Source organism: Sulfuricurvum sp. (assembly GCF_028713855.1).
Taxonomy (GTDB): Bacteria; Campylobacterota; Campylobacteria; order Campylobacterales; family Sulfurimonadaceae; genus Sulfuricurvum.
This window is the reverse complement of sequence record NZ_JAQTNN010000002.1, coordinates 181,904-196,482: the sequence shown is the minus strand read 5'-3', so window position 1 is coordinate 196,482 and position 14,579 is coordinate 181,904. Positions and strand designations below refer to the sequence as shown.

At 41.1% G+C, this 14,579-nt stretch carries 13 protein-coding genes and 1 tRNA gene; 10 read left to right on the top strand and 4 right to left on the bottom strand.

Going from position 1 to position 14,579, the window contains the following annotated elements; all coding sequences use genetic code 11:
* Nucleotides 1–6: 6 nt before the first annotated feature.
* The 4 genes from PHI47_RS02975 to gpmI all read right to left on the bottom strand — a co-directional run bounded on the left by PHI47_RS02975 (nt 7) and on the right by gpmI (nt 3,889).
* Nucleotides 7–1,230, bottom strand: a complete 1,224-nt coding sequence (locus PHI47_RS02975; protein ID WP_299933595.1) for a beta-ketoacyl-ACP synthase II — start codon at nt 1,228–1,230, stop codon at nt 7–9.
* 110 nt (nt 1,231–1,340) lie between these two features.
* On the bottom strand, nt 1,341–1,571 hold the full coding sequence (acpP, locus tag PHI47_RS02970) for an acyl carrier protein (protein WP_015652770.1): 231 nt from the start codon (nt 1,569–1,571) through the stop codon (nt 1,341–1,343).
* Between the two features lie 81 nt (nt 1,572–1,652).
* The gene (fabG, locus tag PHI47_RS02965; protein ID WP_299933593.1) at nt 1,653–2,396 is read right to left on the bottom strand and encodes a 3-oxoacyl-ACP reductase FabG; all 744 of its coding nucleotides are present in this window, start codon (nt 2,394–2,396) and stop codon (nt 1,653–1,655) included.
* Nucleotides 2,397–2,413: 17 nt separating this feature from the next.
* Nucleotides 2,414–3,889, bottom strand: a complete 1,476-nt coding sequence (gene gpmI, locus PHI47_RS02960; RefSeq protein WP_299933591.1) for a 2,3-bisphosphoglycerate-independent phosphoglycerate mutase — start codon at nt 3,887–3,889, stop codon at nt 2,414–2,416.
* A 93-nt stretch (nt 3,890–3,982) separates the two neighbouring features.
* Here gpmI and mraY point away from each other — a divergent pair, with 93 nt between their 5' ends.
* The 10 genes from mraY (at nt 3,983) to PHI47_RS02910 (ending at nt 14,578) form a co-directional block, all read left to right on the top strand.
* Entirely contained in the window at nt 3,983–5,041 is a 1,059-nt protein-coding gene (mraY, locus tag PHI47_RS02955) for a phospho-N-acetylmuramoyl-pentapeptide-transferase (RefSeq protein ID WP_299933589.1), read from the top strand.
* Complete coding sequence (murD, locus tag PHI47_RS02950; RefSeq protein ID WP_299933587.1) at nt 5,041–6,249, top strand: UDP-N-acetylmuramoyl-L-alanine--D-glutamate ligase; 1,209 nt, start codon at nt 5,041–5,043, stop codon at nt 6,247–6,249. The genes mraY and murD overlap by 1 nt, the downstream gene beginning before the upstream one ends.
* A gap of 64 nt (nt 6,250–6,313) precedes the next feature.
* A tRNA-Phe gene (locus tag PHI47_RS02945) sits at nt 6,314–6,389 on the top strand.
* Between the two features lie 204 nt (nt 6,390–6,593).
* Complete coding sequence (locus PHI47_RS02940) at nt 6,594–7,706, top strand: glycosyltransferase family 4 protein (protein WP_299933585.1); 1,113 nt, start codon at nt 6,594–6,596, stop codon at nt 7,704–7,706.
* Nucleotides 7,703–8,704 (top strand): UDP-glucose 4-epimerase GalE, encoded by a 1,002-nt coding sequence (gene galE, locus PHI47_RS02935; protein WP_299933582.1) that lies wholly within the window; start codon nt 7,703–7,705, stop codon nt 8,702–8,704. Before PHI47_RS02940 ends, galE begins: the two co-directional genes overlap by 4 nt.
* Complete coding sequence (wecB, locus tag PHI47_RS02930) at nt 8,701–9,846, top strand: UDP-N-acetylglucosamine 2-epimerase (non-hydrolyzing) (protein ID WP_299933580.1); 1,146 nt, start codon at nt 8,701–8,703, stop codon at nt 9,844–9,846. Before galE ends, wecB begins: the two co-directional genes overlap by 4 nt.
* On the top strand, nt 9,836–11,056 hold the full coding sequence (gene wecC, locus PHI47_RS02925; RefSeq protein ID WP_299933579.1) for a UDP-N-acetyl-D-mannosamine dehydrogenase: 1,221 nt from the start codon (nt 9,836–9,838) through the stop codon (nt 11,054–11,056). The genes wecB and wecC overlap by 11 nt, the downstream gene beginning before the upstream one ends.
* Nucleotides 11,057–11,110: 54 nt before the next feature.
* Entirely contained in the window at nt 11,111–12,319 is a 1,209-nt protein-coding gene (locus tag PHI47_RS02920; protein ID WP_299933577.1) for a hypothetical protein, read from the top strand.
* Nucleotides 12,312–13,484: an O-antigen ligase family protein gene (locus tag PHI47_RS02915; protein ID WP_299933575.1), complete on the top strand. Its 1,173-nt coding sequence runs from the start codon at nt 12,312–12,314 to the stop codon at nt 13,482–13,484. The genes PHI47_RS02920 and PHI47_RS02915 overlap by 8 nt, the downstream gene beginning before the upstream one ends.
* Nucleotides 13,481–14,578, top strand: coding sequence for a glycosyltransferase family 4 protein (locus PHI47_RS02910; protein WP_299933573.1), 1,098 nt, complete (start codon nt 13,481–13,483; stop codon nt 14,576–14,578). The genes PHI47_RS02915 and PHI47_RS02910 overlap by 4 nt, the downstream gene beginning before the upstream one ends.
* Nucleotide 14,579: the final 1 nt, after the last annotated feature.

The following is a 14,579-nucleotide window of genomic DNA, read 5'->3' as shown; positions in this document are numbered from 1 at the left end:
GCCCTCTTATATTTTTTTGAAAATAACGACACCGTTGGTGCCGCCAAATCCAAATGAGTTGCTCATAACAATATTAAGTTCTGCTTTACGTGCCAGATTAGGGACAATATCCAAATCACAATCCGGATCCGGTGTTTCATAGTTAATGGTTGGAGGGATGATACTGTCACGCATTGCCATAATACTAATAACCGCTTCAATACCGCCAGCAGCACCGAGACAGTGACCTGTTTGGCCTTTTGTTGAGCTGATTGGAGGGCAATTTTCTACCCCGCCGAATGTCTCTTTGGTCGCCATAGTTTCATACCAGTCATTGTATTTTGTACTGGTTCCATGCGCGTTGATATAATCAACTTTTGGATATCCCGCCATTCTCATCGCCGCTTTCATCGCGCGCGCTGCACCTTCACCGCCTGGAGCCGGAGTGGTAATATGATTAGCATCACCGCTCTCACCGAATCCGATAAGCTCTGCATAGATACGAGCACCGCGTGCAACTGCACTTTCATACTCTTCGAGTACCAATGCCGCAGCGCCTTCACCCATGACAAATCCTGTACGATCTGCATCAAACGGTCGAGACGATTTTTTAGGTTCATCGTTACGTGTTGAGAGAGCTTTCATGGCCGCGAATCCACCGATACCGACACCACAGATTGCTGATTCAGCCGCAACGACAAGCATCTGATCTGCACCGCCAACCATAATTGTTTTTGCCGCTTCGCTAATTCCGTGAGTACCTGCCGCACATGCTGTTACGGAAGAAAGATTCGGCCCTTTAAGCCCGTGTTCGATCGACACAAATCCACCGAGCATATTAACCAAGGCAGACGGGATAAAGAATGGTGAAATACGACGAGGCCCTTTGGTCTCCAAAATAATAGAACTAGCTTCGATAGCTGCCAATCCGCCGATACCTGCCGCAGCGCTAATACCAAAACGATCTTTATCGATATCTTCAGGAATTGCAGCATCTGCCATCGCTTCTTGCGCCGCTTTGAGTCCAAAATGGATAAAACGGTCTGCTTTTTTGACCTCTTTAGGAGGCATTACACTCTCAGGGTCAAACCCTTTTACTTCACCGGCAATCTGAACACTTTGAGCCGAAGCATCGAAAATTGTGATCATATCAATCCCGCATTCACCGTCACAAATCGCTTTAAACGAGCTCTCTTTATCGTGACCAAGCGCATTGATCATTCCCATTCCGGTTACTACTACTCTTTTCACATTTTCTCCTGATGGTGGATGGTCTGAAACTTTGGCTCCGTTAAGCCAATCTCTTAGACCATAAATTTAGATTTTTTGGATTTATCGAGGCTGCACCTCGATAAGGATTCTTAGTTTTTGCTTTGGATGTAGTTGATAACATCTTGAACAGTTTGGATTTTTTCCGCTTCGTCATCAGGGATTTCGATATCGAATTTCTCTTCAAGAGCCATTACCAATTCAACAACGTCAAGGCTGTCAGCGCCAAGATCTTCTACGAATTTAGAATCCTCTTTAACTTCGTCCGGGTTAACGCTCAATTGCTCAACCACTACTTCTTTAATATCGTCGATAAGTGCCATAATAGCTCCTGTTCCTATGAATAAAATCGCAAAATTATACCATATTTAGCTTAAGAGGCAAAATAGCCCTTCCAAGCGGTGTTACATAAACATCCCGCCGTTGACTTTGAGAGTCTCTCCTGTGATATAGCTGGCATGATCACTTAGTAAAAACGCCGTCGCTTCCGCGACCTCTTTCGCTTCTCCGAAACGAGCCATCGGAATTTTAGCGGTAAATGACGCTTTCACTTCCTCTTTGAGTTCATCGGTCATATCGGTAGCGATAAAGCCCGGAGTAATACAGTTGTAGCGGATACCGCTGGTTGCCGCTTCGATTGCAAAGCTTTTGGTCATTGCTATCATTCCCCCTTTAGACGCTGCGTAGTTAGTTTGTCCCGCATTTCCTGTTTCACCGACGATAGATGCCATGTTAACGATACTTCCGAATTTTTGTTTACGCATCGCTTTCATCGCTTCACGGCATCCGATAAATGCCGATGTAAGGTTGGCATCGATGACACTCGTAAATTCTTCCGCTTTCATGCGAAGCGCTAATTTATCAAGGGTAATTCCTGCATTGTTGACCAAATATGCAAGTTCACCGTCTGCATCGACAATAGTTTTCACCGCATCCACAAACGCCGCTTCGTCTGCTACGTCAAACCCGATAACCGCCGCTTGTCCCCCTTCAGCTTCAATAGCTTCTTTCACTGCATCTGCCGCCGCTGCACCGCTGCGATAGTTTATCCAGACTTTAAGACCATAACCTGCCAAAACCTTTGCCACTTCCGCACCGATTCCCCGGCTTGAACCTGTTACCAATACATTTTTGCCACTAAATTTCATACTAACTCCTTTGTTTGTTAAATCAATGCCATATCCATCTCAATAGGCTTTTCAAGACCCATGAGTTTTAAAACCGTCGGTGCTACATTGTTCAATGCGCCAGGATGAACTTCACTCACACCATCTGCCATCACAAAACACCACACTTTGCCAACTGTATGATTGGTCAACATATTACCGGCATCATCACGCATCTCTTCACAGTTACCATGATCGGAAGTTAACACCATTGAATAACCATTTTTTCGCGCTGTTTCGACAATCCGTCCAAGCTGCTCATCCACCGCTTCGACTCCGCGAACCGCTGCTTCAAAGTTACCTGTATGCCCAACCATATCGCCGTTAGCGAAATTGACCACAACAAAATCGATCCCCTCATTTATTGCTTTGACAACGACATCACCCACTTCAGGAGCACTCATCTCAGGCTTCATATCATATGTTTTAACCTGCGGACTGGGGATCAGTACTCGTGTTTCGTTTTCATATGGCTCTTCAACACCGCCATTAAAGAAAAAAGTAACATGTGCGTATTTCTCCGTCTCTGCCGTATGAAGCTGTCGAAGCCCTGCATTAGAGATCACTTCGGCCAAAGTATTTATCGGTGCATCTTTTGGAAATAAGACCGGATACGGGAAGTTTTTATCATACTGCGTTATTGTCGCCAAATGGGTCGGCACAAACGTTCGATCAAATCCATTAAACTCCGGATCGCCGATCGCCGTAGTAAGTTCACGCATTCGGTCACTTCGAAAATTCAGTGTCAATACCGCATCCCCTTCTTTAAATCCATCATACCCCTCGAATGCAGTCGGTGTGATAAACTCATCACTCTCTCCCGCAGCATAAGCGTTTTCAATATAATCAGCAACGCTTTGCTCACTCAGAGGATTAGCACATACCATCGCGTTGTACCCTTTTTCGACACGATCCCAACGATTATCCCGATCCATAGCGTAAAATCGCCCGCCAAGTGAGCCGATTTTAACATTAGGATACCCGTGCGCATTGACCGTATGTAAAAACAGTTTTGCCGAGGTCGGAGCTACATCGCGTCCATCGGTGATAAGATGTAGCCATACCTCTTTCCCCTCTTCGGCAGCGATCTCCGCAACCCCCATAATATGATCGATATGCGAATGAACACCGCCATCACTCATTAAACCGATGAGATGAAGGCGCTTGCTCGTTTTGAGCAATGAAGAAAAAATTCCGTTATGCGAAAATGTCCCCTCTTCGAGAGCAAGAGAAATTTTGACCAAATCCTGATACAGTACCCGACCGCTTCCGATCGACATATGACCTACTTCGGAATTACCCATTTGTCCCTCAGGAAGCCCGACACTTAGACCAAACGTATCGATCAGCGTATGAGGAACTTCACGAAACAATCGATCATATGTCGGTTTGACTGCCGTATGAAAAGCGTTATATTCACGTTTTGGAGAGTACCCTATTCCATCCGTGATGACCAAAACGGTTTTTTTGCTCACATTCGCTCCTTCGATTAATCAAACTTTTGGGGGATTATATTAAAATGTCACTTTTGCATTGCTTTTAAAATTTTATCTTAAAGAGTTAATAGAATGTTATATTGGTTTCACAAAGCACTTGGTATTAATCTATTTCAGTACATTACCGTCCGTGCAGGCATCGCTTTTTTCATCGGTCTACTTCTCACCCTCTTTTTTATGCCGCGCTTTATTGCCTGGGCACAGCGCTCCAGCCGCGTACAACCGATCAACGAATATGTAAGTGCCCATCAAGGCAAAGCAAAAACACCGACAATGGGTGGGATCGTTTTTGTCGCTTCCACCGTAATTGCTTCACTGCTGACAGTCAATGTAATGAATCCTTTCGTCATTGGCGGATTATTAACGCTGATATTTTACGCCTATATCGGTTTTACCGATGACTGGGGAAAAATCCGTGGCGGCGATAATTTAGCAGGGCTGAGTGCCCGAGCAAAACTTTTCTTGCAACTTATTTTCGGTATCGCCATCGGATTATTCCTGATTTACGTCGCCAAACTTGAAACCGGCTTTTATATTCCGTTTATTAAAGCAAGTCTTTTTGATATGGGATGGTGGAGTGTCGCTTTTTGGGTATTGGTGATGATCGCTACGTCCAATGCCGTAAACCTCACTGACGGGCTGGACGGACTTGCCACCGTCCCCTCTATTTTTGCTCTTCTCTCCCTCAGTATTATTGTTTACATTGTCGGAAATGCTGCATTGGCACACTATCTATTAATGCCTAAAATACCTGCGGGGGAAGTGGTCATTATCGCAGCGGCACTCATGGGTTCCTTGCTTGGTTTTTTATGGTTTAACTGCCATCCGGCACAAGTTTTTATGGGGGATAGCGGTTCACTCACCCTCGGCGCGTTTATCGCGTATATGGCCATCATCGGTAAAAGCGAAGTGCTTCTTATCCTTATCGGCCTCATCTTCGTTATCGAAACCGTATCCGTTATTCTCCAAGTCGGAAGTTATAAACTCCGTAAAAAAAGGGTATTCCTCATGGCACCGATCCATCACCATTTTGAGATGAAACAGTGGGCAGAGAATAAAATCATCGTCCGATTTTGGATCATCTCTCTTCTCTCGAACATCTTCGCACTTATTACACTAAAGATACGCTAATGAAAAGTCAGAATATTGCCTGCTTCGGGTACGGAAAAACAACCCGAGCCATAGCCAAACATTTCGGTCCGTGTACCTTTTATGATGATAAATTCATCTCCTCATCTATTGATGAAGAAGGAAATACACTCAAACCTGTCACTGAATTTGAGACAAATCTCTTTACCCATGAGATCCCCTCTCCAGGATTCCCTCCTTCACATACGCTGATTAAACACGCACAGCACCTCATCAGCGAATACGATTTTTTTGCCCCACAAATGCCCTTTTCGATCTGGATCAGCGGAACCAACGGAAAAACCACTACCACTCAAATGGTCGAGCATCTTTTAAGTGATAAAGGAGCTATCAGTGGCGGAAATATTGGAACTCCCCTTGCCGAGATGTCACCTGAGGCGCCTATCTGGATTTTAGAAACCAGCTCATTCAGTATGCATTATAATAATGTATCACATCCAAATATCTACGCCCTCCTCCCAGTTACCCCAGACCATGTAAGCTGGCACGGGAGTATGGAAGAGTACTACAATGCCAAACTCAAACCTCTATCCATGATGAAAGAGGGAGAAGCCATCATCCTTCCAAAAATGTTTGCCGATGCACCGACTAACGGATTTAAAATCATTTACGAAGATGAAAAAGATCTTGCTGAATACTTCGGATTTGATATAAGTAAAATCAAGTTTAAAGGGGCATTTTTGATGGATGCCATGATCGCGATGGGGATTGATAAAATTCTCTACGATCGCTGCGATTATGATAGAATCAATGCATTTGTCCTTGACCCCCACCGCCAAGAGGAGTTCCGTGACTCGCGTGATCGTCTTTGGGTAAACGATTCCAAAGCGACCAATATTGATGCTACCTTGGCTGCACTACGCACCTACAGTGATCATAAAATTCATCTGGTATTAGGCGGAGATGATAAAGGGGTTGATCTCGAAGAACTTTTTGCACCGCTCAAACGCTATGATGTGAATGTATATGCAATCGGGTCAAACGCTCTACGCCTTGAAGCATTATGTAAACAATATACTATTCCATGCATTCTCTGTAACACACTCAATGTTGCCGTTGAGCAGATCAGCAAAAAACATAACCGCCACAGCATCGCAATGCTCTCTCCAGCAGCAGCAAGCTTGGATCAATTCAGCTCGTATGCCGAACGCGGTAATCTCTTCAAAGAACTTGCAAAAGCGACCAAATAGTCGTTTTTTGACTCTTAAGCTTGTTTTTAAGCTTACCTAGCTATAATTTCGGCCTCACAAAAGTGGCCAATTAGCTCAGTCGGTAGAGCAGTAGATTGAAAATCTGCGTGTCCTTGGTTCGATTCCGAGATTGGCCACCACCAACTTTTACAAACTCCCTAAAAGACTAACCTTTCAGAACATAAAATCGACATCCATCATTTTTAAAAAATACGTCGCCAATTTAAGTGCTCCTCAATTACAACAACGTTGTTGTTGTAATCGCTCTGTAATGCTATTTAAAAACTATTTCAATTAAAAAAAATCTGCCTGATTATTAAGAAATAATTGAATATAATTATTTTATGCAAATTATACTGTTACCTTCGATTTTTATAATTGCCATTGTTCTACATTTTATCTTAATCCGTTATGCTCATTTATTAGGATTAGTAGATACGCCAAATGAACGGAGTATGCATAAAAAAGTGGTTCCACGCGCTGCCGGAATCGCAATATTTTTTTCAGTTGCGTTTGCCCATTTCTTCTTTAATTGGGAATATGTTTTATCCCATGCGTACATTCATATCGCTATTCTATTTGTTTTTTTGGTTGGACTTGTGGATGATCGGAACGATATTTCTCCTCGTTTCAAATTTGTCGTTATCTTTTTTGCAACCATCTTCCTCTATCAGGGTGGTATCCATATTGAAAATTTAGGGACGTATTTCAATTATCACATTACCCTCCCTTGGTACTTTATCTTCCCTTTTACCTTTTTTGCCATTGCCGGATTCACCAATGCACTTAACCTGATAGATGGCTTAGATGGGCTTGCAGGGACCGTATCGTTGGTAATGCTCATCACCTTTTTTGCGATAGGAATCACCTATAACGACACCCTTATCATTACCCTCTCCACTTCATTTATTATTGCCGTTATCGCATTTTTACTTTTTAACTGGCATCCGGCCAAAATCTTCATGGGAGACAGCGGTTCTTTGACACTAGGATTTGTTATTTCCATTTTGAGTATTCAATCGATCCAATACATTACCCCAACTGCTGTATTATTTATTATTGCCATCCCTTTATTGGATACTTTTATTGTTATGACACGCCGTATACAACGTGGTAAATCGCCATTTAAAGCGGATAAAAATCACATGCACCATTTCCTCTTTAACATGAAAGGGGATGTCCGCTTTACGGTCATTCTTCTGATTGCTATTCAGCTCATCTTTTCTATTATCGGCTTTCAACTTCGTGAAGAAGATGATTTCCTTTCCCTTGTCCTTTTCGGTCTACTCTTTTTTGCCTTCTTAAATCTCTTCGATCAGCGTCTAAGACGCCGAAAAAAGGGAAGGCATAAACTAGAACATATGCGTATACTTTCAAAAGAACGTAATTCTCCTTTGGAGCAAATATCGGATGAATCCACATTGCCCTCAAGCCTCACACAAGTGGAGACAAAATGAAAATCTTTGTGACCGGGGGAGCCGGATATATCGGTTCACATACCTGTATAGAACTTTTAAATGCCGGCTATGATGTTATCGTCTATGATAACCTCTCAAACAGTTCAGCTGAAGCGCTAAGACGTGTTGAAACGATTACCGGAAAAACAGTACAATTAATCATCGGTGACATCCGTGATGAAACAGCTCTTACACAAGCAATGGCGGGCTGTGATGCTATCGTCCACTTTGCAGGGCTCAAGGCAGTCGGTGAATCAGTTGCGAAACCTCTTGAATATTATGATAATAATGTCCAGGGAACCCTCGTACTTTTACGTGCAATGCAAACTAACAATATTAAAAGAATCGTCTTTAGCTCATCGGCTACTGTTTACGGTGATCCGGAACGTCTCCCTCTGAGAGAAGATCATCCTCTGCGTACTACCAACCCGTATGGTCAAACGAAACTTGTCATCGAAGAAATTTTACGGGATCTTTTCCGTTCGAACACTTCATGGCATATTATGATTCTCCGCTATTTCAATCCGGTAGGGGCACATGAGAGTGGACTTATCGGTGAAGATCCTCAAGGGATCCCTAACAATCTGATGCCTTTTGTCACTCAAGTGGCAATCGGTCGACGTGAAACGCTAAATATCTTCGGAGGAGATTATCCTACTCATGACGGTACAGGAGTCAGAGACTATATCCATGTCATTGATTTAGCCGATGGCCATGTCAAAGCACTCCAAGCTTTAAACAATCCTCAATGTACTGCTGTCAATCTCGGTACAGGAACGGGCTACAGTGTTTTGGATGTCGTAAATGCCTTTACTTTAGCAAGCGGTAAAAACATCCCCTATACTATTGCACCTCGACGGGAGGGAGATATCGCTGCATGCTATGCTGATCCTTCCTCCGCTAAAACAATCATCGGATGGAGTGCCAAACGGGACTTAGAGACGATGTGCCGTGATGCGTGGAATTTTCAATCCAAAAATCCAAAAGGTTACGTATGAAAAAAATCCTCATCGTATTCGGAACTCGTCCCGAAGCGATCAAAATGGCCCCGTTGGTCAAAGAGTTTCAAAAACATCCCGATCTCTTTGAAACCAAAGTATGTGTCACAGCTCAACATCGTGAAATGCTCGATCAAGTTCTTTCTCTCTTCGAAATCACTCCCGACTTTGATCTAAACATCATGAAACCGGGACAAGACCTTTACGACATAACTGCGAACGTTCTTTTGGGAATGAAAGAGGTTCTTAACGCCTTCAAACCCAATGTTGTATTTGTACACGGCGATACGACCACCACATTTGCTGCATCACTGGCTGCTTTTTATCAGCAAATTAAAATAGCCCATATCGAGGCGGGTCTGCGAACGGGTGATATTTATAGCCCTTGGCCTGAAGAAGCAAATCGTCAGCTCACCACTCAAATTACCGCTTACCATTTTGCCCCTACATCTACGAGTGAAGCGAACCTTTTACGCGAAAATGTCAATCCCTCTCACATTGCTGTTACCGGAAACACCGTTATCGATGCACTCTTTTTAGCACTTGAAAAAATCAAAAGCAACCCTGAGCTTGAGCAGGAAATCATCACCAAATTAACCTATCTCTATCCTTATGGTCCTGATAAAAAAACCATTTTGGTCACAGGTCATCGGAGAGAGAATCATGGGCAAGGATTTATTAATATTTGCAGTGCCCTCAAAACATTAGCTGAAAACAATCCCGATATTGATATTGTTTACCCCGTTCATTTGAATCCAAATGTCCAAAAACCGGTTCGTGAAATACTCTCAGGGATTACCAATGTATTCTTGATTGAACCTTTGCAATACGAAACATTCCTTTATCTAATGAACCAATCGTATTTCATCATCACAGACAGCGGCGGTGTACAAGAAGAAGCGCCTAGTCTAGGTAAACCTGTACTCGTTATGCGCGATACGACCGAACGCCCTGAAGCACTTGAAGCAGGAACCGTTAAACTGGTCGGAACCGACACCCGGAAGATCATCTCTGAAGCACAATTGCTTTTAGATTCACCCGAAGCATATCTGGCGATGGCCAAAGCTCATAACCCTTATGGCGATGGCAAAGCATGTAAGCGAATCGTCAATTTTTTATCTAAGGATACCCATGAAAATTAAAACTGTATGTGTCATAGGACTAGGCTATATCGGCTTGCCTACCGCTGCTCTTCTAGCCAACCGAAATTATTACGTCCACGGTGTGGATGTCGTACAAAGTACTGTTGACACGATCAATGAAGGCAAAATACATATCGTTGAGCCCGAGCTTGATACATTTGTCCGTTCCGCGGTAAACTCCGGTAACCTAAAAGCCGACATCAAACCGATTGAAGCCGATTGCTTTATTCTTGCCGTTCCCACACCGTTTCATCATAACGATGACCTGCATGCCTGCCCTGCACCCAATATTGACTATGTCATCGCAGCTACTCGTTCGATCGCACCATACGTTCGCCCCGGAAACATCGTTATCCTCGAATCAACTTCACCCGTAGGGACAACGGATAAAGTAGCCGAGGTACTTGCTGAAAGTGGTGTAGACATATCACTCGTTCATATCGCACACTGTCCGGAACGTGTATTACCTGGTCATATCATGCGAGAACTGGTTGAAAATGACCGTATTGTTGGAGGAACTACCGCAGAAGCAACCAAAGCTACCGCCGACTTCTACCGAACATTTGTCTCTGGTGAAGTGCTTGAAACCGATGCAAAAACAGCTGAAATGGCCAAATTGACCGAAAACAGCTTCCGCGATGTTAATATTGCCTTTGCAAATGAACTTTCGATTTTATGTGATAAATTCGGTATTGACGTATGGAATCTAATCGCTCTAGCCAACCGTCATCCGCGTGTCAATATCCTCCAGCCGGGAGCAGGTGTCGGTGGACATTGTATCGCTGTTGATCCGTGGTTTATTGTCGATGCAGCAGGTGGATCAGCCCGTTTGATCGAAACAGCTCGTCGTGTTAACGATTACAAAAGTGAATGGGTAATAGAAAAAGTAAAAAATACGGCACTTACTTTTGAAAATACGCATGGAAGAATACCTAAAATCGCCTGTATGGGATTGGCATTCAAACCTGATATCGATGATCTGCGTGAATCACCGGCTCTCTTTATTACACGTCGCTTGATAGCCGATGGTACAAATGTACTTGCAGTGGAACCAAATATTGACAAGTTCAAAGAATTCGATATCATAGATTTCAAAGTGGCAATTGCCCAAGCCGATATTATTGTATTCTTAGTCGGACACAAAGTGTTCAAAGGACTTAGGATTGCTAATAAAGTTGTACTTGATTTTTGTAACGTTACTAACAACTAATTAATGCGGCAAAAACTTCTTTCACTTTTTTCAAGTGATCAAAGTATCTTTTTATTGGCAAATATTGTATTTAGTGCATCCACCTACTTGGTAATGTTGCTCGTACCGTATATGCTAACCGTAGAATCGATGGCAGAATTTTCATCAGTCTACAACGCCCTGATACTTTTACTCGGTATTTTTGAATTTGGAATACCGATAAGTTTTTTACGATTTTATCAAATGTATAAAATTACTTATTTAATCAATACTGTTTTACAAATGACAATTTTGATCACGTTAGTAATTGCCACATTTACACCCATAGGGTCACTTCTGTTAAAAGGGTTTCATTTAGGGCAAAGTACAATAAGTATCCCTCTCTTTTTTATAGCTCTTATTACTCAAGTGGGTTGGTCATTTAGTAGAAATATTTTATTGACAGAACGCAGGTTTACTTATATTTTCATTCTCTCCGGCTTAATTCTTCTTATACGGGGAATTTTACTTGGATATCTTTTCTTTCAGGAAACACTCTTTATAAATAGTATTTTGATCACAATGTTCATCATTCCATTTATACCGGTCTTTTACATTTTACTTACAAACGGCATTGAAATCATAACCCAGTTAAATAACACTATCAACTATAATCGTACGAAAAAAATATTTATGTTTTATCTAAAACGTTTCATAAAATTTTCTTTTATGACCTTTATTATCGGCGTACTTTATGTTTTTTCAGGCCGCTACTTGATTATTTATCTCACTGAAATGCATCAGATAGCTATGCTAGCGGATTTGGGATATGCAATGACATTTCTTGGAATAATGTCAATCGCATCTGCATCCTTTAGAACTTTTTTTGTCGCTAAATTTCATTTAGGAGACAAAAGTTCAATTATCCTACATTTGGATCAATATATTGGACAAATGAAATTGTTCGTTTTTTACGCTATTACTATTGCTGCACTTCTTAGCGCTATGGTCTATCTTATCATGCCTAATTATTTGTCGATCAATGCACCCATTTTCGTATTTATTATGACTGTCACCTATGGGATCATTTTTTTGATGAGTCTTATTACATTTTTAGCCCGAACAATGAATTACAATACCCTGGAAATTAGCATCAATCTTATCCGTCTGATAATGACCGTTATCATCACACGGTTCATATTTTTAGAAAATCCTCTTTTAGGATTTTTACTCATCAATTTGGTATTATTATTGGGAGAAGTATTCTTAGCAAAAATCATTTTAAAAAGGTTGCATTATGTTTAATAAATTTTTATTACTGTTAAGCAATCTTTATATCTTATTATTTATCTTTAGCTTTTATAATGACAATTTCGTAGCTGATCACATTCTCGGTGAGTCAGGCTTTAAAGTGATATTTCCCCTCTTCTGGCTCTTCTTCGCTTCTGCTATTTTTAGGAATTTTAAAACTACAAATACAACACAATTCAAATTAATTTATGCGCTATTCGCATATTTATTTACTTTATTACTGCTTGAATTATTGCTCGACTGGAATGTTACTTTTGCCCCTGCAGGATCGGCATTGCTAGCCATTATTTCAATGCTTATTTATTTTAATCGCTATTCCATCGATAAAGCCCTTTACTTTATATGGTTTGCGATGATGGGTTCGATAGTTATATGCTATTTTAACCAACCACTCAGTGAATGGACTTTTAGAACATCGGGAGGGACAGAAGACCCCAACGAATTTGCAACACAGCTACTCGCCTTTTTATTTGGAAGTATTTATCTTTACCTACACAATCGAAGTAAAACATTCTTAGCAGTGACAGTTGTATTTTTTACATATGGTCTTTTTAAAGCAGGATCGATGACTTCATTTTTGATACTGGGCAGCCTAGGCTTGATCAGTCTTATCCGATTCCTTATTATTAAACCAAATTATTTCTTTAATGCAAAAGCGCTTCTTCTACTTTTTACCTTATTAATCATCTTGACGCAAATTGACTTCACAAAAATAGAAGCTATTCAAAATATGCTTGGGCGAACTAAAAATACAGATACAGCACTTTTCCGCATGCACTCATGGATTGCCGGTATGCATATGACGGAGGCCCATCCTCTTATTGGTGTCGGTGGTGATGCTTTTGCCGTAAATGAACCGCTTTATGAAGAATTTCATATGGTAGGAAGTGCTCCTGCTCCTCACAATATCTATATTAAGCTGATAGCGGAATCAGGTATTCCTGCCTTTTTACTCTTCATGACCTTCCTCATATATATAATTAAAGTAAATTTTAAAACATTGTTTTATCAAAATGAATGGTTTCTTTTCATGTCTCTTCTTTCAATTCTTTTGATGGGATTGACACTTGGAATATTGTACGATAAATATCTATGGCTTTCTATTGCCCTTATTATGAATCTCAATTACCAATTACAACAAAAAGGCCGCAAATTATGAAAATATTACATATTATCCCCGGTTTACATGGTGGAGGTGCCGAAACATTTTGTATCAATTTATGTAATGAGCTCTCTAAAGAGCACGACGTAACCATTTGCTCTCTCTTTGATATCGAAGAGCATATGTTTATGGCAAAAGCGTTAAGTCCAACCATAACGCTAATAACTCTCCATAAGCAACTTGGATTGGATACGAGCATATTTTTTAAAATTCACCAGCTCATACGAACTGGCAATTATGATAGTGTAAATACTCATCTTCGAGGACTCTTCTATAGTGCTCTGGCAATTATGTTCAATAAAACAAATTTTTTCCATACAGTGCATAATATGGCGCAAGAAGAAACAGGGAAATCCCAGCGACTTATCTACAAAATATTATTTAAACTTTTTAAGGTTACACCCATAGGAATCTCAACAAAAGTATCCAAGAGCATCCAAACTGAATACGGAAACCAATTTAATACCCTAATTGATAATGGAACCAAACAACTTGAACCTACGGATCAAATCGAATACGTTCGTCAAGAAATTCAGAACTACAAAAAAAACCTTAAAACAAAAGTCTTTTTAACCATAGGGCGTATTGCATATCAAAAAAACCACAAGATGCTGGTCGATGTATTTAATAAACTTTTAGTCGAAGGGGAGGATGTTCTTTTACTTATTATTGGCAAAGATACTGAAGCAGGTGATCCGCTACTGAAGCAATTACTACAAATAGCCAAACCTGAAATTCATTTTTTAGGTGAACGGCAAAATGTTTCCGATTATCTCCTTTGCAGCGATGCGTTCTGTCTTTCATCACTCTACGAGGGACTTCCAATCACTCTGATAGAAGCAATGTCTTTGGGTGTCATTCCCATTTGTACACCTGCCGGAGGTATTGTTGATGTTATCCGTGACATGGAGAATGGACTATTAAGTACCGATCTCTCTAGCGACTCCTATTATGCAAAAATAAAACAGTTTTTATCATTAACGGCAGAAGTAAAAACAACCCTTTCCAATAATGTGTTGATAGATTTTAAAAAATCTTATGACATCACTTCTACTGCACAAAAATATCTTAATCTCTATAATAAAGGATAAG

Coding starts and splice junctions, on each gene's coding strand:
- acpP (WP_015652770.1), bottom strand. CDS start 1,571: ATGGCACTTATCGACGATATTAAAGAAGTAGTGGTTGAGCAATTGAGC.
- fabG (WP_299933593.1), bottom strand. CDS start 2,396: ATGAAATTTAGTGGCAAAAATGTATTGGTAACAGGTTCAAGCCGGGGA.
- mraY (WP_299933589.1), top strand. CDS start 3,983: ATGTTATATTGGTTTCACAAAGCACTTGGTATTAATCTATTTCAGTAC.
- murD (WP_299933587.1), top strand. CDS start 5,041: ATGAAAAGTCAGAATATTGCCTGCTTCGGGTACGGAAAAACAACCCGA.
- PHI47_RS02940 (WP_299933585.1), top strand. CDS start 6,594: ATGCAAATTATACTGTTACCTTCGATTTTTATAATTGCCATTGTTCTA.
- galE (WP_299933582.1), top strand. CDS start 7,703: ATGAAAATCTTTGTGACCGGGGGAGCCGGATATATCGGTTCACATACC.
- wecB (WP_299933580.1), top strand. CDS start 8,701: ATGAAAAAAATCCTCATCGTATTCGGAACTCGTCCCGAAGCGATCAAA.
- wecC (WP_299933579.1), top strand. CDS start 9,836: ATGAAAATTAAAACTGTATGTGTCATAGGACTAGGCTATATCGGCTTG.
- PHI47_RS02915 (WP_299933575.1), top strand. CDS start 12,312: ATGTTTAATAAATTTTTATTACTGTTAAGCAATCTTTATATCTTATTA.
- PHI47_RS02910 (WP_299933573.1), top strand. CDS start 13,481: ATGAAAATATTACATATTATCCCCGGTTTACATGGTGGAGGTGCCGAA.